At 69.9% G+C, this 21055-nt stretch carries 18 protein-coding genes; 10 read left to right on the top strand and 8 right to left on the bottom strand.

What is annotated here, in order from left to right:
• Positions 1-17: 17 nt before the first annotated feature.
• Entirely contained in the window at positions 18-737 is a 720-nt protein-coding gene (locus tag O3W51_RS08300) for a SanA/YdcF family protein (RefSeq protein ID WP_269284961.1), read from the bottom strand.
• Positions 738-866: 129 nt separating this feature from the next.
• Here O3W51_RS08300 and O3W51_RS08295 point away from each other — a divergent pair, with 129 nt between their 5' ends.
• The 5 genes from O3W51_RS08295 to O3W51_RS08275 all read left to right on the top strand — a co-directional run bounded on the left by O3W51_RS08295 (position 867) and on the right by O3W51_RS08275 (position 5710).
• Entirely contained in the window at positions 867-1331 is a 465-nt protein-coding gene (locus O3W51_RS08295) for a gamma-glutamylcyclotransferase family protein (RefSeq protein WP_138353238.1), read from the top strand.
• 66 nt (positions 1332-1397) lie between these two features.
• The gene (locus O3W51_RS08290; protein WP_269284958.1) at positions 1398-2324 is read left to right on the top strand and encodes a sirohydrochlorin chelatase; all 927 of its coding nucleotides are present in this window, start codon (positions 1398-1400) and stop codon (positions 2322-2324) included.
• A 68-nt stretch (positions 2325-2392) separates the two neighbouring features.
• Positions 2393-3727, top strand: coding sequence for a deoxyguanosinetriphosphate triphosphohydrolase (locus tag O3W51_RS08285; protein ID WP_138353240.1), 1335 nt, complete (start codon positions 2393-2395; stop codon positions 3725-3727).
• A 244-nt stretch (positions 3728-3971) separates the two neighbouring features.
• Positions 3972-5234, top strand: a complete 1263-nt coding sequence (locus tag O3W51_RS08280; protein WP_138353241.1) for an NAD(P)/FAD-dependent oxidoreductase — start codon at positions 3972-3974, stop codon at positions 5232-5234.
• Positions 5235-5269: 35 nt separating this feature from the next.
• Positions 5270-5710: a GNAT family N-acetyltransferase gene (locus tag O3W51_RS08275; protein ID WP_138353242.1), complete on the top strand. Its 441-nt coding sequence runs from the start codon at positions 5270-5272 to the stop codon at positions 5708-5710.
• Positions 5711-5728: 18 nt separating this feature from the next.
• Here the strand turns inward: O3W51_RS08275 and O3W51_RS08270 are convergent, their stop codons facing one another.
• A complete protein-coding gene (locus O3W51_RS08270) occupies positions 5729-7639 on the bottom strand; it encodes a glycoside hydrolase family 9 protein (protein WP_269284953.1) in 1911 nt (636 codons plus the stop codon).
• A 120-nt stretch (positions 7640-7759) separates the two neighbouring features.
• Here O3W51_RS08270 and dnaG point away from each other — a divergent pair, with 120 nt between their 5' ends.
• The 5 genes from dnaG (at position 7760) to O3W51_RS48765 (ending at position 14031) form a co-directional block, all read left to right on the top strand.
• Complete coding sequence (gene dnaG, locus O3W51_RS08265; protein ID WP_138353244.1) at positions 7760-9679, top strand: DNA primase; 1920 nt, start codon at positions 7760-7762, stop codon at positions 9677-9679.
• A 255-nt stretch (positions 9680-9934) separates the two neighbouring features.
• Positions 9935-11278, top strand: coding sequence for an RNA polymerase sigma factor (locus tag O3W51_RS08260; RefSeq protein WP_443048254.1), 1344 nt, complete (start codon positions 9935-9937; stop codon positions 11276-11278).
• 393 nt (positions 11279-11671) lie between these two features.
• Complete coding sequence (locus O3W51_RS08255; RefSeq protein WP_187144870.1) at positions 11672-12424, top strand: hypothetical protein; 753 nt, start codon at positions 11672-11674, stop codon at positions 12422-12424.
• An 821-nt stretch (positions 12425-13245) separates the two neighbouring features.
• Positions 13246-13533 carry a transposase gene (locus tag O3W51_RS08250; protein ID WP_187144869.1) on the top strand — a complete coding sequence of 96 codons (288 nt, stop codon included), beginning with the start codon at positions 13246-13248 and terminating at the stop codon, positions 13531-13533.
• Between the two features lie 42 nt (positions 13534-13575).
• Positions 13576-14031, top strand: coding sequence for an IS3 family transposase (locus O3W51_RS48765; RefSeq protein ID WP_443048253.1), 456 nt, complete (start codon positions 13576-13578; stop codon positions 14029-14031).
• Between the two features lie 107 nt (positions 14032-14138).
• On the opposite strand, the gene O3W51_RS08245 is transcribed toward O3W51_RS48765, so the two are convergent.
• The 6 genes from O3W51_RS08245 to O3W51_RS08220 form a co-directional block, all read right to left on the bottom strand.
• Complete coding sequence (locus O3W51_RS08245) at positions 14139-14657, bottom strand: hypothetical protein (protein WP_187144867.1); 519 nt, start codon at positions 14655-14657, stop codon at positions 14139-14141.
• A gap of 947 nt (positions 14658-15604) precedes the next feature.
• Entirely contained in the window at positions 15605-16660 is a 1056-nt protein-coding gene (locus tag O3W51_RS08240; RefSeq protein ID WP_138353247.1) for a sulfite oxidase, read from the bottom strand.
• A 56-nt stretch (positions 16661-16716) separates the two neighbouring features.
• Complete coding sequence (locus O3W51_RS08235; RefSeq protein WP_138353248.1) at positions 16717-17583, bottom strand: enoyl-CoA hydratase/isomerase family protein; 867 nt, start codon at positions 17581-17583, stop codon at positions 16717-16719.
• A gap of 30 nt (positions 17584-17613) precedes the next feature.
• Entirely contained in the window at positions 17614-18963 is a 1350-nt protein-coding gene (locus O3W51_RS08230) for a Dyp-type peroxidase (protein WP_269284947.1), read from the bottom strand.
• Entirely contained in the window at positions 18960-20114 is a 1155-nt protein-coding gene (locus O3W51_RS08225; protein WP_138353250.1) for a DUF4331 family protein, read from the bottom strand. The genes O3W51_RS08230 and O3W51_RS08225 overlap by 4 nt, the downstream gene beginning before the upstream one ends.
• A gap of 83 nt (positions 20115-20197) precedes the next feature.
• On the bottom strand, positions 20198-20740 hold the full coding sequence (locus O3W51_RS08220; RefSeq protein ID WP_138353251.1) for a hypothetical protein: 543 nt from the start codon (positions 20738-20740) through the stop codon (positions 20198-20200).
• Positions 20741-21055 lie beyond the last annotated feature (315 nt).

Below are 21055 nucleotides of genomic sequence, written 5' to 3'. Positions count from 1 at the left end.
GGCGGGGCGGACGTCCGTCAGCGTGCCGCCGGGTCCGGGGCCAGGGCCCGTGTCACGCCCGGCTCCCGGGGTCCGAGGAAGACCGGGTCGGGCTCGACCACGATGTCCAGCGCCGCCTTGGTCGCCGCGACGAGCTCGCGCCCGCCGCCGTAGAACCACGTCACGTCGTGCGGTTCGTCGACCCCGACGCCGTACCCCTCGACGCCCGCCGCGTCGCACAGCGCCAGCGCCCGCCGGATGTGGAAGCCCTGGCTGACGAGGATCGCCCGGTCCACACCGAAGATCCGCTTGGCGCGGCTGCACGAGTCCCAGGTGTCGAAGCCCGCGTAGTCCAGCACGACCTTCGACGCGGGCACACCCTGCTTCTGCAGATAGCCGAGCATCGCGCCCGGCTCGTTGTAGTCGGTGCGGCTGTTGTCGCCGGTCACCAGGATCGCCCGGACCTTGTGCGTCCGGTACAGCTCGGCGCCCGCGTCCAGCCGGTGTGCGAGATACGGCGTCGGTTTCCCGTCCGCCAGGCCCGCGCCGAACACCACCGCCACCGGCTCCGACGGTACGTCCGCGACCGCCCGCACCCGTCCGTCCGCCGTGATCTGCAGCCAGGTCGCGGGCAGCAGCGCCAGGACGCAGCAGGCCATCACGGCCTGCAGGAGGAGCCGGCGGCCGCGCCGGGTCCGCGGCGGGCGCAGCCTGCGCAGCACGGCGGGCACGGCGGCACGTATCCGGCCCGGCTTCATTCGGCGTCCCCTCGCTGAGCGACTCTGTCGTGCGGTCAACTCCGTCGTCCGGATCGACGCGTACGGCGCCGGTACGGTTCCGGGCACGATGGACGCAGCCGCGCCGCCAGCGAAGAGAGGACCGCCGCCTTGACCCCGCCGCCCCCGTCCCGCCTGCCCTTCTTCGTCTACGGGACGCTGCGTCCCGGCCAGGCCAACCACCCGCTGGTGGAGGGCCGTACCGCACCGCCGAGACCCGCCGTACTGCCCGGGGCGCTGCTGTACGCCGGGCCCGGCTACCCCTACGCGGTCGCTGCCCCGGCCGCCGAACCCGTCACCGACACCGTGCACGGTGAGCTGCTGGACGTGCTGCCCGACCAGTACGACACCGTCCTCGCCGACCTCGACCGGCTGGAGGACCACGTCCCGGGCGCGCGCGGGAATCTGTACGAGCGGCTGGCGCTGCGCGTGATCTGCGACGGTCTGCGGTGCGACGCCTGGGTGTATCTCGCGGGGGAGGGGCCGGCCAGGACCCTGCGGGCGTCGGGGCGGATCATTCCGGGCGGCGACTGGGTCCGCACCCAGCGGTCTCACAGGCCGTACCGACGCTCGTGAGACCGAGGAAAACACTTGTCATCACTGTGCAATGCGGGCGCAACCTCCGCACTTCAGGCTCGGTCCATGACGGCGTCGACAGCGCATCCGCACCCGCACCCGGAGTTCGGCCTGGCCCCGGCCGACGGCTCCGGCAGCCCCGGCAGCTCTGACAGCCCCGACAACTCCGGCCTGTCCGGCAGCTTCGACAGTACGGCGCAGCTCCTGAACCGGATCACCGCACAGCTCAGCAGCCAGCTCTCCCACGTCACCCTCACCGCGGTCCCGCGCGGCCCGGCCCTGGTCGCCGTGGCGCACGGCAGCCGTGACCCCGCGGCGCGGCGCACCGTGCGCGCGCTCCTCGACCGGGTCCGGGCGCTGCGCCCCGGCCTGCCCGTCCACCTCGGGCACATCGAGCTGAACGAGCCGCTGCTCGACGACACACTCGCCGCGCTGCGCGGTGATGTGGTGCTCGTGCCGCTGCTGCTCGGCCACGGCTACCACGTCAAGCAGGACATACCGCAGGCGCTGGCCCGCGCCCCGCACCTGCGCGGGCTGACCGCCGCGCCGCTCGGCCCGCATCCGCTGCTCGCCGAGACGCTGCACGTGCGCCTCGCGGAGGCCGGCTGGCGCAAGGGCCTGCGGCGCGCGGGTGTGGTGCTGGCGTCCGCCGGCTCCCACGACCCCGACTGGCCCGCCGACACCGCCCGCACCGCCGAACTCCTCAGCCACCGGCTCGGCGGCGCCCCCGTCCTGCCCGCCTACGCCTCCGGCGCGGGACCGTCCGTCGACGAGGCGGTCGGTGCGCTGACCGCGCGCGGCCACCGGGTCGCGGTCGCCTCGTACTTCACCGCCCCCGGTCGGTTCGCCACCCGGACGTCGGCAGGGGCGCCCTGGATCGCGGCGGCGCCGCTGGGCGCGCACAGCGCCATGGCCCGCCTGGTGCTGCACCGTTACGACCAGGCGCTGGCCGCCGCCGGCCGGGCCGCGCCGCGCCATCTCGCCAGCGCGTAACCCGGTACGGGACCGCGGGACCGGTGGCGGCGGCGCGTCTGTCACTCCGGAGCGTTACGGTCACAGGCATGGAAGCGAACTACCGGACCGACGCGGCGGCCGCGCACCTCGGGCCGTACGAGCGGTACGGGCCGTACGGGGACGCCGATACCGACCGCTATGTGACCGAGCCCGACAAGCGGCCGGGCCGCACGGCGTTCCAGCGCGACCGGGCGCGGGTGCTGCACTCGGCCGCGCTGCGCCGGCTGGCGGGCAAGACCCAGGTGGTGGACCCGGGCTCGGCCCTGATGAACACCAGCCCGCGCACCCGCCTCACGCACTCGTTGGAGTGCGCGCAGGTGGGGCGGGAGCTGGGCGCCGCGCTCGGCAGCGACCCGGACCTCATCGAGACGGCGTGCCTGGCGCACGACCTCGGCCACCCGCCCTTCGGGCACAACGGCGAGCAGGTGCTGGCCGAGGTCGCCGAGGCGTGCGGCGGCTTCGAGGGCAACGCGCAGTCGCTGCGGCTGCTGACCCGGATCGAGCCGAAGCGCTTCATGCGGGACGCCGACGGCACGATGGTCAGCGTCGGCCTGAACCTCACCCGTGCCGCCCTGGACGCCGCCACGAAGTACCCGTGGCCGCGCGGCGGCCACCCCACGAACCCCGGCAGCCCCAAGTTCGGGGCCTACGAGGACGATCTGCCGGTCTTCGACTGGCTGCGGGCCGGTGCGCCGGCGGACCGGCAGTGCTTCGAGGCCCAGGTCATGGACTGGGCCGACGACGTCGCGTACTCGGTGCACGACGTGGAGGACGGCCTGCACGCCGGCCACCTCGACCCGAACCTGCTGCTCGCCGACGCCGAGCGCGCCGACATCTTCGACTGCGCGGGGGAGCGGTACGCGGCCGACGCCACCCCCGACGAGCTGGCCGAGGCCCTCGACCGGCTCCTGGAGCAGGCGTGGTGGCCGCACGGCTATGACGGCTCGGCCATCTCCCAGGCCCGGCTGAAGGACGCCACCTCGCAGCTCATCGGCCGGTTCTGCCTGGCCGCCGAGCGCGCCACCCGCGAGGCGTACGGCACCGGGCGGCTCACCCGGTACCGCGCCGAGCTGGTCGTGCCGCGCGAACAGCGCCTGGAGTGCGCAGTCCTCAAGGCGGTCGCCGACCGGTACGTCATGCAGCGCGCCTCGCAGGAGCGCCGCCGCGCCGAGCAGCGGATCCTCATCTCGGAGCTGTCAGAAGCGCTGCTGGCGCGCGCCCCCGAGGGCCTGGACCCGCAGTTCCGCGGCATCTTCGACGAGGCGGCGGACGACAGTGCGCGGCTGCGCGCCGTCGTCGACCAGATCGCGTCGCTCACCGACGCGACGGCCACGGCCCTGCACGCACGGCTCACGACGGGCCGGTCCGCCAGGCTGCTGTGAGGCGGTGACGCGGCGGTGGGGGCCGGGCGGTGCGACGTGCCGCCGGGCCGGGCCGACCGGCCGCGGACGTACTCTTTCCGGTCCCGTCGCGGCCACCCGCGACCGGGCCCGCGCGCATCTGTCCGAAGTAGTGCGGGCGCGCGAGGCATACGAGGGGCGCTTTGTCGACTCGGCGCGGCGCTCTTCCCGCCAGGCGTGACGTAAGGGACGCTCGCAGGTACGGCATCTGTTGGGGAGGCGCACAGTGGTGGACGCAGACCAGACCATCGTCATCGTCGGAGCGGGACTCGCCGGCGCCAAGGCGGCGGAAACCCTCCGGTCGGAGGGCTTCACCGGGCGGGTGATCCTGATCGGCGACGAGCGCGAGCACCCGTACGAGCGGCCACCCCTGTCCAAGGGGTTTCTGATCGGCAGCGCGGAACGCGACTCGGTCTTCGTCCAGCAGACGGCCTGGTACGCGGAGCACGACATCGAGCTGCACCTCGGCCAGCCGGTCGTGCACCTCGACCCCGCGGCCAAAACCGTACGGCTCGGGGACGGCACCGTCCTCCCGTACGACAAGCTGCTGCTCGCCACCGGCGCCGAGCCGCGCCGGCTGGACATCCCCGGTACCGAACTGGCCGGCGTCCACCACCTGCGGCGGCTCTCGCACGCGGAGCGCCTCAAGCACGTACTGACCTCGCTCGGCCGCGAGAACGGCCATATCGTCATCGCCGGCGCGGGCTGGATCGGCCTGGAGGTCGCCGCCGCCGCGCGTGGCTACGGCGCCGAGGTCACCATCGTGGAGCCCGAGCCCACGCCGCTGTACTCGGTGCTCGGCCCCGAGCTCGGCGGGGTCTTCGCCGATCTGCACCGCGAGCACGGCGTCCGTTTCCACTTCGGCGCGAAGCTCGCCGAGATCTCCGGCCAGGACGGCATGGTGCTGGCCGCCGTCACCGACGACGGCGAGGAGCACCCCGCCCACGACGTGCTGGCCGCGATCGGTGCCGCCCCCCGCACCGCGCTCGCCGAGGCCGCCGGGCTGACCCTCGCCGAACGCTCGGCGGGCGGCGGTATCGCCGTGGACGCGTCCCTGCGCACCTCGGACCCGGACATCTACGCGGCCGGCGACGTCGCCAACATCGAGCACCCGCTCTCCGGCGGCCGGCTGCGTGTCGAGCACTGGGCCAACGCCCTCAACAGCGGCCCGGCCGCCGCCCGCGCCATGCTCGGCCGGGACGTCAGCTACGACCGGGTGCCGTACTTCTTCTCCGACCAGTACGACCTGGGCATGGAGTTCTCCGGCCATGCCGCGCCGGGCAGCTACGACCAGGTGGTGTGCCGGGGAGACGTCGGCAAGCGGGAGTTCATCGCCTTCTGGCTCAGCGGGGGACGCGTGCTGGCCGGGATGAACGTCAACGTCTGGGACGTCACCGACCCGATCCAGCAGCTGATCCGCTCGGGCCGCACCGTCGACCCCGACCGGCTGTCCGACCCCACCGTGCCGCTAGCCTCCTTCCTGGAATGACCGAAGGACCGGACTGACCAGCGGAGGACCACGTCATGCGCACGGCCGTCGTACCCGTCGAGGAGATCTTCGAGCTGCGCTGGGCGGTGCTCCGCACCGGCCTGCCCCGGGAGACCGCGATCTACCCGGAGGACTCCCGCGAGTCCACCTTCCACGTCGCGGCCTACGACGACGAGGGCGCGGTCCAGGCGTGCGTCACGTTCTTCCCCGACACGCTGCCCGGCGAGGGCGCCGCCGCCTACCGCTTCCGGGGTATGGGCAGCGCCCCCGAGGTGCGCGGCCAGGGCTACGGCGCGGCCGTGCTGCAGGCCGGCCTCGCCGAGGCCACGGTGCGCGGCGCCGAGCTGGTGTGGTGCAACGGCCGTACGTCCGCCCAGGGCTTCTACGAGCACCTCGGGTTCACCGCGACCGGCGAGGAGTTCATCGTCGAACCGAGCGGACCGCACTTCATATTCATGATCAAGACGGCCGGCTGATCACGAGGGCCGGCCGGATCAGCTCGACAGGTAGAACGCCAGCAGTCCGGAGGCGTCCATGTCGAGCGCGGGCTCGGAGCTCTGCCAGGACCGGACGTCGTCGACATAGCGACTTCCGCGCCCGGTGAAGGTCCCGAACGGGTCCGCGCCGCCGGGCTGGCACTTGCGCATGTCGTCCAGGTAGTCGCCCAGCCCGTCGGCGAACTGCGCGGTCCCGTTGGGCCCGTTGACGATCGCACCGGTGTCCACCGGCGCCTTGCCGTCCAGGCTCCCGGCGAGATTGCCGAGCTGCCCAGCGGTGCACTTGGGGTAGGTGGTGCCCGAGCCGACCATGAAGGACGTGCCCCAGGCGTTGGCGCCGAGCAGCCAGTCGAGCTGCTGGACGGCGAACCGGTTGACGGAGGTGTCGCCGGTCAGCCCCCGGTAGAGCCGGGTGGTGGCCGCGAGGCCCAGGGTGTGCGAGTCGGCGTCGAAGTCGTTGTAGACCGCGCCGGCGTGGAACGGGTCCTTGGCGGCGCGGGCCTGCCCCGAGGCGATCTGCGCCTTGAGGTTCGCGACCAGGGTGTCGTACGAGACCGGCAGCCCGGCCGGGTTCCCGGCGGCCTTGATGGCGCGCGCCAGGTCCGTGTAGGCGAGCGCGCTGGTGTCGTACATGTTGAGCGTGTCGCCGGTCGTGCCGTACGCCTTCGCCCAGGTGGCCGACTGCTGGAGCCAGCCGGCGGCGCGGGAGTCGCCCAGCTGCTGCGCGGCCAGCGCCAGCTCGGCGCCGCCGAAGGCCAGGTCGTCCTGCCAGCTGGTCTCCGGGTAGTACGCGTACGGGACGGTCGTGACGAGCTTGCCGGGCTTGGTGTCCGCCAGCGCGTAGACCTGCGCGGCGGCCGCCAGATAGCTCTTGGCCTTCGCGGGGTCCGAGGCGGCGTAGCGCTGCGCGCCGAGCGCGAAGTCGGCGGCGAGCCGGCCGGCCTGGTTGGGGCTGAGCTTCGAGCCGGGGGCGCCGGCCCGGAACACCGGGCGGTTGCGCAGGAACGCGTTGGCGGTGTCGGAGTCGTCCTTCTGCGGCAGCCGCCAGACGTCGTGGTCGCCGACGACGCTGCCGCTGTCGGTTCCGGAGCCGAGGCCGACCTGGATGTAGAGGGTCTTGGTGTCGCCGTCCCACATCTTGTCGAGCCAGTCCAGGCCGTGCTGCGCCTCGGCGCCGAGCGCGGAGGTGGGGGAGGCGCCGGTCTCGCGGGCGGCGATCTGCAGCGTGGCGGCGGCGTACGTCGTGGTCTCGGTGAACTTCAGGTAGTCGCCCGCGTCGAACCAGCCGCCCTCGGCGTCGACGGTGCCGCCGAGCTTGGCCGGCGCCTTGGAGATCGTGTCGCCGTCGCCGCTGGTGAACTTGGGCCAGTCGTAGACGGCGGCGTGCGCGTCGTTGAGATGGGACGGCTGGCGCTTCAGCGACCCGGGTATGACGTCGCGGCCGTCGCGCTGGGCCTGGAAGAAGGTGGTGGCATCGGCGGCGGGCTTGCCGTAGACGGCCTTCGCGCTGCCGATGGTGAAGGTGGGCGAGGCGCCGGTGGCCGCGCCGCTGACCTCCAGGTGGTAGGTGCCGGCAGCCTGCACCGAGCTGAAGTCGATCAGGTAGACGGCCGGGTAGGCGGTGTTCCAGCTGCCCTGGCTCGTGCCGGTCTTGCCGGTGGCGGCGGTCGCGCCGGTGCTGTCGAGCAGCTTCCAGGTGGCGCCCGAGACGGCGCCCTTCGCCAGCAGGAACGCCTCCTTGGCGCCGCTGCCGTCGTATCCGACCTGGTTGACCCGGACCTGTCCGGTGGTGGCGGCCTCGGCGGAACCCGCGCCGCCGCTCAGCAGGGCCGCGACGACAGCGGCAGTGGCCGTGGCCGCACCTGCCGCCAGGCCGAGTCCGCGTCGTCGACTGTGCTTGTGGGGCATGCGCCCGCCTCTCCGTCGGTACCGCGCGCCATTAGTAAACATTCTTAACAATTGGGGAAGCTAGTGGGTGGCCGCGGCGGAGGTCAAGGGTCTGTCACACCTGGGCCTTAGACTTCACGGGTGGCAGGCAGGATCAAGGATGAGGACGTCAAGGCGGTCCGGGACGCGGTCCCGATCGACGCCGTCATCTCGGAGTACCTGCAGCTCAAGAACGCGGGTGGTGGGAACCTGAAAGGGCTCTGCCCCTTTCATGATGAAAAGTCCCCGTCGTTCCAGGTAAGTCCCTCGAAGGGGCTCTTCTACTGCTTCGGCTGCCAAGAAGGCGGCGACACGCTCGACTTCGTCATGAAGCTCGACCACCTCTCCTTCTCCGAGGCCGTCGAGCGGCTGGCCGCCAAGACCGGCATCGTGCTGCGGTACGACGAGGGCGGGTACAACCCCGGCCGCCAGCAGGGCGAGAAGATCCGGCTCATCGAGGCGCACAAGATCGCCGCGCAGTTCTTCGTCGAGCAGCTCGGCAGCGCCGAGGCCGAGATCGGCCGCAAGTTCCTCACCGAGCGCGGCTTCGACCAGGCCGCCGCGGAGCACTTCGGCGTCGGATACGCGCCCGCCGGCTGGGACCATCTCATCCGCTTCCTGCGCGGCAAGGGCTTCACCGACAAGGAACTGCTCACGTCCGGGCTGGCCAGCGAGGGCCGCCGCGGGGCGATCGACCGCTTCCGCGGCCGGCTGATCTGGCCGATCCGCGACATCACCGGTGACGTGATCGGCTTCGGCGCCCGCAAGCTCCGCGAGGACGACAACGGGCCCAAGTACCTGAACACCCCCGAGACGCCGCTCTACAAGAAGTCGCATGTGCTGTACGGCATCGACCTCGCCAAGAAGGAGATCGCCAAGACCGGCAAGGCCGTCGTCGTCGAGGGGTACACCGACGTCATGGCCTGCCATCTCGCGGGCGTCACCACCGCCATCGCCACGTGTGGCACCGCCTTCGCCGAGGACCACATCAAGATCCTCCGCCGGCTGCTGATGGACAACTCCAGCTCGCACGTCGTCTTCACCTTCGACGGGGACGCGGCCGGCCAGCGGGCCGCGCTGCGCGCCTTCGAGGACGACCAGAAGTTCGCCGCCCGCACCTCCATCGCGATCAGCCCCGGCGGTATGGACCCCTGCGAGCTGCGGCTCGCCGACGGTGACGCGGCCGTGCGCAACCTTGTCGAGCACTCCTCCCCGCTCTTCGAGTTCGCCATCCACAGCGCCGTCGCCCGGCACAACACCGACACCGCCGAGGGCCGCGCCGCCGCCCTGGAGGAAGCCGCACCGATCGTCGCCGGGATCAAGGACAGCTCCATCCAGCACGAGTACGCGGTGTCGCTCGCCTCCAAGCTCGGCATCCTGGACGAGCAGTTCGTCGTCCGCCGGGTCTCCCAGCTCGCCCGCTGGGCCCGCGACCGCGGCCAGCGCGGCCCGGAGCCGCGCCGCGACCGTCAGCAGGGCCAGGGCCAGAGCTCCAGTGGTTCGGGCCAGGGCGTCACCCGCCCCCAGCCGCCGCGCGGCCCGCGGCTGGATCTGCGCAGCCCCTCCCACCGGGTGGAGCGCGAGCTGCTCAAGCTCGCCCTCCAGCATCCGCATCTGGTCTCCCCGGCCTTCGACGCCTACGGCGAGGACGAGTTCACCGCCCCGCCGTACGCCGCCGTCCGGCACGCCATCTCCGAAGCCGGCGGTACCGAGCACGCGGACGACGGCTACCTCGCCCGGGTCCGGGACGTCGCCCCGGACGACACCGTCCGGATCCTCGTCACCGAGCTGGCTGTCGAGGCCACCCACACCCGTCGGGCCCCCGACGAGGTCTACGCGGGCATGCAGCTCGTCGCCGTCCGGCTGCAGGCCGTCGAGCGCCGCATCAGCGAGGTCCGCGCCAATCTGACCCGGCTCGGCCCGCGCGCCGGTGCGGATGATCTCAGCGCCGTCCAGAGCGAGTTGTGGGCGCTGCAGCAGTACGGCCAGCGGCTGCGCGAACAGGGCACCGCGGCTCTGTAGGGCCGTCCTCCAGCTATTGCTGGGAGGTGCCCCAGGCCGCTGTCCGGTGCGGTGACCGATCGAACGCACCCCGTGACATTGGCCCGAAAAACCCGGCGCACGCCCCTCGTGGCGGGGGTGTGCCGTACGCCACACTGGGGGGCGGTGCCTGAGTCCTCGGAGCGCGGAATACCGGATTCTGCAAACAGAGATGCGACCGGTGATCCGCATACGGCGAACTCCCGGACGGACAGCGGCCAGGCCGCGACCGTCCCAATGCCGCGCGTCTCCGAGCCCGTGACTGTGCTCACCATGGAGGTCGCTCCCGTGCAGACCCACCCCCTGACGACCGTGGCCGAGGTGGTCTTGTCGGAACCCGAGGCCGAGCCGAGGGAACGGGAGCGGGTACCGGAGCAGAACCACGCCGCCACCCACCCGGAAGCGGAGGACGTCCTGGAAACGGAGGACGTCCTGGAAACCGAGGACGGCCGGGAAGTGCAGGACGGCCCGGACTCGGAACCGGACCCGGAGCCACCCGAGCCGCCGGAGCTCCTGAAGGTCCTCGCGTCCGAGCCCGCCGCGCCCCGCGAGCCCCCGGAGCCCCGCGAGCCCCGGGAATCCCGCGGCTCCATAGCCAGGGAACCCGAGGCCCGGGACCCCGACGACGAGGCCGACGACCGGGAGCGCCGGTCCCGCGAGGAGGCGGCGGGCCCGTCCGCGGACCTCTTCCGGCAGTACCTGCGCGAGATAGGCCGCATACCGCTGCTCACCGCCGTCGAGGAGGTCGAACTGGCCCGCCGGGTCGAGGCCGGCCTGTTCGCCGAGGAGAAGCTGAACAACTTCCCTGACCTGGACTCCCAGCTCGCCGTCGACCTCGACCGGCTGGTGGTCAACGGCCGGATGGCGAAACGGCGGCTGATCGAGGCCAACCTGCGGCTTGTCGTCTCCGTCGCCAAGCGCTACGTCGGACGCGGTCTGACCATGCTCGACCTCGTCCAGGAGGGCAATCTCGGCCTGATCCGCGCCGTCGAGAAGTTCGACTACGCCCGGGGCTACAAGTTCTCGACGTACGCGACCTGGTGGATCCGGCAGGCCATGAGCCGGGCGCTTGCCGACCAGGCCCGCACCATCCGGGTCCCGGTGCACGTCGTCGAGCTCATCAACCGCGTCGTGCGCGTCCAGCGCCGCCTGCTGCAGGAACACGGCTACGAGCCGAGCACCGAGGAGGTCGCCGCCCACCTCGAACTCTCCGAGGAGCGCGTCACCGAAGTCCTGCGGCTGGCCCAGGAACCGGTCTCCCTGCACGCCCCGGTCGGCGAGGAGGACGACGTCGCCCTCGGCGACCTCATCGAGGACGGCGACGCCACGTCCCCCGTCGAATCCGCCGCCTTCCTGCTGCTGCGCGAACACCTCGAAGCGGTGCTCTCCACCCTCGGCGAACGCGAACGCAAGGTCGTCCAGCTCCGCTACGGCCTCGCCGACGGCCGCCCCCGCACGCTGGAGGAGATCGGCCGCATCTTCGGCGTCACCCGCGAACGCATCCGCCAGATCGAGTCCAAGACCCTCAACAAACTCCGCGACCACGCCTTCGCGGACCAGCTCCGCGGCTACCTGGACTGAACCTGCTCCGTAGCCTCGCGGGCGGCCGCGCGGTTGCACCCTGGAGGGTTTGTCCCTTCCGGGTCGCAGTTGATTGCCTGCTTGCCGGGATCGGCCTCCCGGCTCTCACCGACGGCCTCGTCGCAATGACCTGAGCGCCACCGGTGCCGGCCCACCTCAAGGGAAGTACGAGCCACGGCGATTGCCGTCCGGTGGCCCGCAGAGAAAGCTGTATAAAGTGATGGGGAAACGGGCTCAGTCAGCGCAGAATTAGCGCCGGAGCCGCAATGCACGATGTTTTGGATACCGCTTGGGGGCTGGAATAGCGGATTCCGTGCATTTTCGCGTTCTCAATCCTTCTTACAGGGGGGCAACATGAAAGTGACTCGATTACGTGCGTGCCTGCTCGCGTCGGTGAGCACATTCGCACTGATCACCGCCGGTGCCGGACAGGCCCTCGCGGCCGGCCCCGCGCCGGCGGACCCAGGAACGCCGGCTGTCCAGTACACCGTCGCTGACCTCGGCACACTGGGCGGCACCAACAGCTCCGCGGCCGCGGCCGACGACGACACGGTCGTCGGGACGTCCCAGACCACCGGCAACGCCGCTACCCACGCGTTCGCCTACAACCGGCACGCCCGCACCATGACCGACCTCGGTACCCTCGGCGGCACCTTCAGCACAGCCAGTGCGGTCAGCGGGCACACCGTCGTGGGCCAATCCCGAACAGCCGGCAACGCCGCCCTCCACGGGTACGCCTACAACCTGCTCACCCACGCCCGCACCGACCTCGGGCGCAGCCTGATGATCTCCCAACTGGTCAGCGGGAACACCGCTGTGGGCGGAGACAGCCTCCTGTCGTCCACTTTCAACCTGGCCACCCACGCAGTCATCAGCATCGGCCCCGGAAACGGCGTCACCGAGGTCAGCGCGATCAAAGGCGACCTCATTGTCGGCAACGTATTCGCCTCCAACTCCTTCGCTTTCTCCTTCGACATGAAGACCGGCGCATTCACGAATCTGCCCGCCCTGGGCGGACTCAACTCCACGGCGTCGCAGTCCAGCTGTTCGGGGATCGTTGTCGGAAAAGCGGCCCTGCCGCCCCCCGGCCCATTCACCGCCAACGGCCCGTTCCACGCCGCAATCTGGGTGACGCACACCGCCTGATCCGCGGATGCGGACACCGCCAGGCCCGAGCCCGCTCATCCCTGGCAGCGTCACCGTCCGGCGCGGAACCCACGCCGGACGGCAGCCGGGCGCCCGACCGGGCCCGCGCCGCCCCGGAACGACCACGTGGTGCGTCAGAGCCTCACGGCAGACGGCCGGCTCCCGCGGCTCATCGTCCCGGTCGGCGTCGGCGAGCAGCTGACGACGACCCGGAACGGGCCCCTCATGCCCCCTGAGCGTCCCCTGGGCCTTGGTTTCCATCGTGAGTACGGCTGGCCAGTTCTCCGGCAAGACCTCAGGGGGGGGGGGGTGGGACTCGAACCCACGACCGACGGATTATGAGTCCTTTAGGGATCTTGGCGGCCCTTGCTCTTCTGCGCAGATTCTGGATGTTTTCCCAGCTCAGATTGTGTGTCGTGTGCTCGTGCTCTGGTCCCTTTGTCAGTCTGTTCCTGTCCTTGCGTCCCCAATGTGTCCCCAACGAGTCCCCACGGGGACGAAGCGGGGCAGCCCGGGGAGGGTCGCGACAGCTCGGAGCGGGTGGTTGAACCTCCCCGCAGCGGATATCCCTTCCAACGCGTAGAGGCTCCGCCCCGAAACCGGGGCGGAGCCTCATGGCAGTCATCTCAAGTCGTCGCTGATGCCACTGGAGGCGTGAGGGCGGGTCAGTGGACGATCGTGTAACTGGCCCAGCCGGTGCCGATCTTGATGGGCGACAGGAAGGGGTTGCGTTTGGAGTTCTCCCTGTGAGCTGGACAGCTTGATACTGGGACGGATGGTCCCGGAGGATGCAGTCACAGGTAGTGACAACGAAGAGCAATATGAGTAAGCGGTATACGGCCGAGTTCAAGCGGGACGCGGTGGCTCTGGCGTTGTCGTCGGACAAGACGGTCACCGAGGTCGCCAGGGATCTGGGCGTGAGTCCGGAGGGGTTGCGCGGGTGGGTGAAGCAGGCGAAGGCCGACCGCGGTGCAGGACCGACGGGGGCTCTGACCAGTGCAGGGCGTGAGGAGCTGGTCCGGCTTTGGCGGAAGGTCCGCGAGCAGGGGGCCACGATCGAGGTCCTGGGAAAAGCGACCCCCTTCTTCGCGCGGGACAAGATGAGGTAGACATCGCCGCGCGGTGTCGTTTCATTGACGCGGAGAAGGCGTGTGAGGGCAATTTTGCAGGTCGCAGTGGTGCGTTTCTGTGCCGAGTGCTGGGGGGTGCTCCGCTCCACCTGCTACGCGCACCTGGCGTCGCGGTCAGCTCGGGCAGTGCCGGAGGGGGTCGAGGAGCTGCTGGTGGGTGAGATCCGGGTGCTGCATGCGGGTTCGCGCGGCGCATACGGGGCTCCGCGGATTCACGCGGCCCTGCGGCGGGCCGGCCGGATCGTCAACGGGAAGCGGGTCGAGCGGCTGATGCGTGTCCTTCGGATCACCGCGATCACCGCGATCACCCGACGGCGGCGATGCGGCCTGACCCGTCAGGCCAGGCGGGCGCTGTCCGCCGCTGATCTGATCGGCCGGGACTCCACCGCACCGCGCCCCGGTTTGCCACCTACCGGCAGCAACGGCTCCAGCCTTGCCCATCGTGCATCCGTCAGATCTCCACGTGCCACACCATGATCATCACCGATCAAGATCCACTTTCGCAACGGACCCTAGCTCGCGGTAGCGGCTGGCCCACCGCTGGGCGGTCGGATGTCGGCCAGCGCCGAAGAGCTCGATCGAGGTCAGTGACCAAGAAGGGATTTCGCAGCGACGATGATCAAACCGAACACCAAGTTCACAGCGGCCTCCGTTGCCCCTCGGCGACGAGACCCACTGGCGTGCAGGGCGCCGAAATAGCTCCACGTCACCTGCTGCGCCACAGCGACGAGGAGTGCGGTCCACCCTGTGGCCGTCAGGCTCAGTCCAAGCACAGGGCTCAGAGCTACGACGGCGCTCGGCAGGACGGCTGCCTCCACCATGGACCACTCACTGCGTCCGATCCGCCAGGTCTCGGACCAGGTGATGCTCCGGCCGACCGTCCGCTCACCGGTGAGGCGCGCGTAGACGTGGACAGCCCAGAACACCAGCCCGGTGACGAGCAGAAGCACAACAGTCTCGAGGCGGGGAAACTCGCCGACGCTACTTGCTGCGGCGATCACGGAGGCGGCCAGGAGCGATCCGTAGACGGCCCCGGCGTAATCCGTACGCAGGGCACGACGATCCTCATGCGATGCACGCTGCCATGGAAAGAGTCTGTGCATATCAGTTCACCTCGTGAGCCTGCCGCGCGCCGGGGGTGCCCAGTGCCGTCAACGTAATCCGCCGTTCTGCCCACCGCGCGGCGGGCCGGGCCCAAGTGGACAAGGACGCCGCCTACGACCAGCGCCGCACGGCCCTGCCACTACCTCTTGTCCGCAGGCTTTCGAACGGCTTGTCTTCACCTACATACCGTCATTGTTCCGCACGAATGATTACGAACCGGAGGTAGGCTGCCGGATACTGGCCCACGCTCCCAGTGCGATGTGCGTCGCAAATTCTTTGCTGGTTGAGTGGGACCATTGCGGTCACGACTCGTAATTGGCGAGCTGAAACGACGGCCGCGGTGTCGAAGGCCTCGTTGGGGTGGCGGGTAACGGTGCCGGTGTGCAAGAGGACATCGGTGCTGGAGTCGGCGGCGGCCGAGTAGAGGCCGAAGCCCCACCTCCTGATCGTCGCCGAGGGCCTCGATGCGGCACAGCGGGATGTGCTCGTCCTGTCCGTCGTGCTCGACCATCGCGCGGTGTGGCGCACGCAGGGTTCGCACGGTCGGGAGGCCAAGTCCCGCCGCCCCCGACCGTGCGCGCCCGCCCTGGACGCCAGGAGCGCCGCGAGGTCGAGTGCCGCCGCCACGGCACGGTCTCCATGGTCGCGGCCATGGACGTGGCCACCGGACAGGGCTCACCCAGCGCATCGAGCGCAACAACTCGCCAACGTTCACCGCGTTCCTCCGGCAACTGGACCAGTGCACCGACCCGGCCCTGCGGATCCACCGGGTCATGGAAAACGGCTCCTCCCACACCTCCAGCACCGTCAACCTGCCCCCGACACCTTCGCCCAGGCCGCATGACTCCCGCACAACGTCGCCGCCCCGGCCGACCACCCGCAAAGGACCCGCGACGCGCTGCACCCGTCACACACCAACGATGAAACCGGGGTCACGGGGCGTGTCTCACACGACCTGGACGAACTGAACCTCGACGCCGTTGTTGCCGTAGCCCAGGCGGTTCCATGGCGGGACTTCGGGTTGGACGTTGCCGGCGGCGTCGGTCGCGCGGGCGCGCAGCGTGTGCCGCCCGACTGTGGTGGGGACCCAGTCGAAGTGCCAGTCCTGCCACTGGTAGGGGGAGTCTGCGGGTTCGACGTGGGCGGGATACCACTCTCCCTCGCCGGTCAGGCTGACCTCGACGCGGGTGATCGGCCCGGTGCCGCTCCATGCCTTGCCTTTGACGCGGCACGGGCCAAGAGGGAGGTTCTGCCCTGGTTCCGGGTCGGTGATGCGGGCCCGTACGCGCATCAAGGTGACTGGTTCGTGCGGTTGGTCCGCCCACTCGTACATGTAGTGGCCGGTCTGGAACTCGCCTTCGTAAGGCCGGGTCACGACCTCGATCCGGTCGAGCCACTTCACCGACGCGACTCCGTACCAGTTGGGGACGATCAGCCGGAACGGTGCGCCGTGGTCGGCGTTGAGCGGTTCGTCGTTCATGTCGTAGGCGATGAGGATCTCGGCGTCCGGGTCCATGGTGTGCGCGAAGGGAAGCGAACGGGCGTACTTGAGGTCCTCGAACTGGTAGTACGGACCGTGGTCCGCGCCGTGGAAGATGACCTCGACCGCGTCGTCGGCCGGACCTGCCTGGCGCAGTACCTCGTGGAGCAGGGTGCCGGTCCATCGGGCGGTCGACACCGCCCAGCCGCCCCAGGGCTCGCCCACCGGTAGCGGACTTTGCGCCAGGCGTCCGTTTCCGGCGCATTCCAGGGTGACGGTTCGTTGGATGCTGGGCATCGCGCGCAGGTCGTCGAGCGTGAGTTCGCTCGTGTGTCGGACCGCGCCATCGATCCTCAGCACGCCGTCGTGGGCGGGCAGTGCGAAGTTGCTGCGCACGTAGTGCTGGCCGACCGGGGTGATGTCCGAGGACAGCCCCTGCCGTGGGGCCTCGGCGTTGAACGGCTCGGGCTGGATCATGACGAGGTCCGAGCGTGCTTGCTCACGGCTTCGCGGTGCGGCCATGTTGGTCACTTCCTTCGGGGTACCTGTCGGAACACACCCGCGCGGGAGGGGGCATGTCAGTAGTCCGGGTCCTGGAAATGGGGCTCGCGGTCTTCGATGAACGCTGCGATCCCTTCGACGCGGTCGGGGTGGACCGCGGATCGCCAGTGCGCCTCCATCATGATCGAGATCGCCTGCTCGAGCGGTTCGCCGTCACTCATACGGACGGCCCGTTTGACCGCCTGCACCGCGGTGGGTGAGTTGTTGGCGATCCTCTCGGCGATCTTGAGGGCGGCCTCCATGAGATCGGCTTGCGGGTGCACCTCGTTGGCCATCCCCAGCCGGTAGGCCTCCTGCGCGGAGACCGATTCGCCCGTCATGAGCATTTGCAGGGCCTTGCCGCGGGGCAGGACGCGGGGCAGCAGCACCGGCGACCCGCCGCCGGCGGACAATCCGATCATCGCTTCCGGCTGGCCGAACACGGCGTTGTCGGCGGCGATGATGAAGTCCGTGCTCTGCGCGAGTTCGGAACCGCCGCCGAAGGCCAGCCCGTTGACCGCGGCGAAGATCGGTTTGCGCAGTTGCCTCAGCGTGTAGAGGACCCGGTCGAAGTCCTGACGTTGGCGCAGCCAGTCCTCCTTGGTCATCTGCTTGCGCTGACTGAGGTCGCTGCCGATGGAGAACGCGCGGTCGCCGGCGCCCGTGACGACGGCGACGCGGACCTGAGCGCGGACGGCGACGGTCTCCAGGATCTCGGTCAGCCGGGTACCCATCGCGGTCGTGATCGCGTTGTCGGCCTCAGGCCGGTTCAGGGTGATCAGGGCGATCTTTCCGTCCGAGAGGTACTCGACCAGGACGGGCTGGTCCGGTTCGTCGACGTCTGCTCCTGCCGGGGTGAAACCCATGGCGGCCCACCGGTCGGAACGGTTCGGTTGCGTGGTCACTGTCGCTCCTTCGTGCGGTTCGACCGCAGGTCAACTGTCGAGTTCCGAGAGCCAGCGAAGGGCCCGCAGGCCGGGGACGAAGAAGTACTCTCCACCGCGCGTGACGACGAACGGCGGCAGGTTCCGCAGCCTCCTTCGCACCGGCCGCCGCGGGATGGTGAACACGCCCGGGGTGTCGGAGCGTCCGACCAGCGGATCCGCCTCCTGCGGCGCGCCGATGAAGATTCCGTCGTTCAACCACTGCGTCTTCACGAACTCGAACTGCCTTTTGAGATGGGCGCCGACGCAGACGAAGACGATGCCCCGGTCGGCGCCGTCGTCCTCGCGCACTCCTTCCGGGAGCGAGGGTCCGTAGCTGGTGCTGCGACGGATCATGCGGTGCAGCCGGACGTTGACGCTGTTCTCATGGTCCAGCGCGCCCCTCGGGTTGGCGCGCCGCGCGTGGGCACCTGCCGGGCATTTGAAACCGTCCAGGTCGTCGTGGTAACTGAAGCGGTTGTTGCGGTCCGGATCCGCGCCGAGCTCGGGATCGTCCTGGTCCGAGCTCAAGCTCAGCGGCGCGCCGCTGGGCCAGCGGCCGACCGTCTTCGCGGCCAGGAGGCGCTCTTCCGCACGGCTGGACGCCTGGTCGTACAGGTACTGACGGTAGGCGGCGACCCGCGTGTGCAACTTCCGGAAGACCAGGTAGGTGCCGTTCCGGCCAAGGACATCAGGGGAGGGCATCGGCGGCAGCGCACCCGTCTCGTCGGGATAGCCGAGGAGGAACTCGCCGGCCTTGATGGGCGCCTCGTGCGGGTTGGTGTTCCTCCCGGTCCCCTCCACGGCGGGTTGGCCGATCCCGTCACGGAAACCGAACGAGGTCCGCCCCGTCTCCAGCTGGTAGCAGTCCTGCCGCCAGATCACCTCGACCCCCGGCAGCTGCCCGTAGGCCTGCTGCGCCCGTTCCATGACCTTGGCCAGTCTCACGCTGTCGGGCGACAGCGCGGCCAGCGCGATGTGCACGGCCGGGGTGCCGAGCGGCTGCTCCCAGTTGCCGGGATCGCTGTCGCCGACGTCCCCCAGCTCGGCTGCTCGCGCGGCCATACCCGCCCGGAACTCGGGCGCGAAGCTGTCGAGCGAGTCGGACGGGACACCCAGGGCGCGCAAGCCCTGGTAGGTGAAGGCGACCGTGATCCAGGCGTCGCGGGCGGGATCGGCGGTCGGATGGCCTGCCTCGATCGCGGGAAGGAGCCGCCGGACCAGTTCACGACCGGCTTCGCGGTCGTCGATGCGGATGAGCACGTAGCGGCCGACATACGGGGACGGGCGCTCGTGCAACGCCCCGCTCTGGATGTCGTCCCACTCCAGTTCGACGCTCTCATCGGCTGAAGGCGTGCTCATTGGTCCTTCAGGGGTAGGTGGTGGTGGCCCGGCGGTTCGGGGGGTCGTGGGTTGGGAGCGGCGAGATAGGGAAAAGTCGTCGTTGCGGGATGGCTGGCGTGGTCGACGCCGTCCCGGATCCGTTCCCCCTTGCCGCCGTTGACCAGGAGGGTGAACAAGGTGTCCATCGCGTCATCGTTCAGTGCCCGCCCGCCGCACGTCTGATGGATGCGCCCGGCCAGCACGGCGGACTCGATCTCCAGGAATGACCCGTGCTCCGCGTAGGGCTGTCCGATGTCCACCACGAGGTAGTCGGCCAGGACGAACTCGGTCAGCGGATGCGCCCCGGTCTCGAGCGCGGCCCAGCTGACGTCGTCATCGAAGGTGTCCCAGTAGGCCAGGTTCGCGTCGAGCCGGGCGCGATAGGCCTCCTCGTAGTTCTCCGACAGGTTGAAGGCGTCCTCCATGTTGTAGAGGTCGCGGATCTCCAGGCTGCGGTTGACCTGATCGAACTGTTGGGGGGCCAGGATCAGGTTCTTGACCTCCGGCCGACCGACCCGTTCCACACGGATGCCGACCGGTCCGCGGGTCAGGGTCTCAGCGACCACGGCGAGCACCTCGACGCCGCCGAGCAGCAGGGCACAGTCGATCTCCAGGACCAGGCTGAGCACGTTCTTGCCGTCGAGAAAGATCGATCCCGGTTCGGTGAAAGCCAATTTCCCGGTGGCGAGCGTCTTCAGGGCCGCCGGCGCGTCCAGAAAGAAGGGATCCCATCGGGGCCCGGCGAAAATCCGCACGCCGTGAACGGCGACCGGGTTCTCCTCGTCCACGCGAAATGGCACGATCTCCCCGTTCGGGGTGGTGCACGTGCCGTCCTGCCGGGCCGGTGCCTCGCCGTCCTGCTCGGCGACGGAGAAGACACAGTCGAAAGTGAACTCCGGAACTCCGGCGGTCAGAGACACCGGCTTGGCGGGTCCGCCCAGATCGGCCGACCGCAGGCGGAACCGGTAGACCAATCCCTCGGAGAACCGGCCGTCGGGAGGGGCGAAGGGCAGGGTGTTCATCACCAGAACGAGATGGCCGGCGCGCTCCGGACTGGGAAAGGCGTAGAAATCGGTGATGTCCGCGATGGGGTGCTCCAGCGCGCGCGGACCGGATACGTGATCCGACATCTAGACCTCCAGAGCGTCCCAGCACGTCACCCGAGACGAGCCGGTCGAGTTGCTGATACCTGCACAGCCACGGACAGCGGGGCCTACTGGGCGGCCTCGCCGAGCAGGGGATTGAGCGCGGGGTCCTGCAACGCCTGCTCCGCCGCGGGGTCGTCGAGCACCCGCTGGAACGCGGCGTTGACACGTCCAGCCCTTCGGATCTCCTTCACCGTCCCGCCGTAATTGCGTGCGTACGCGACGGCCGTGACCTGATGCCCTTCGATGAACTCCTTCAGTGCCGCGGCATCCGAGGCCCCCCTATAGCCCTCCAGATGCTTGAAGATACTGTCGAAAAGAGCCAGCGGTTTGGACGCGAAGTCCTCGATGTACGCATCCCAGGGGCCGTCGAAACTCGTCGCGAACAGCAGACGCGTGCCGTCGTCGAAAATGACGAATCTGGCCTCGTGGATCGTCGCGATGGGCAGATTATGGTCGCCAGGCCTATATCCGGGAGCTTCAGCAAGGCGCGTGAGTGCCTCCCGCAGCTCATCGACATGCCCAGGCCTGATCGCGAAGAACAGACTGAACTCACTCGTTGAACCCAGCATGATTCCCGGTCGCACTGATCCTGATGCAGGCGTGGCCATGAGGTCTCCTTACGAGGCATGAATCATTCCCACCAGTCCGCTGACTCAACATAACCTCCCACCGCGACACGCGCTTGATCAGCCGGCGCGCGAAGGCCCGGACGGCGTAACTCCGGAGGAATTCCGACGCCAAGGCGGCGCCGTGGGAGCCTGCAGCAAGCGATGCTCTCGGGTCGTTGACTCACTACTGCTGAATTCCTCAAAGGCAGTAGACGTAGCGTCGGCGTAGGTGTCGGGTGGGTGGGGCGGGTCTGCCCCAGATCCAGGGTTTGGCGCGGGCGTTGAGTTGGGTTGTCGCGAGTTCGGTGGCGTGGG

The sequence above is a fragment of the Streptomyces sp. H39-C1 genome (assembly GCF_027158125.1).
GTDB lineage: Bacteria > Actinomycetota > Actinomycetes > Streptomycetales > Streptomycetaceae > Actinacidiphila > Actinacidiphila fildesensis.
The sequence above is the reverse complement of the archived record's forward strand: the minus strand, read 5'-3'. Positions and strand labels throughout refer to the sequence as shown.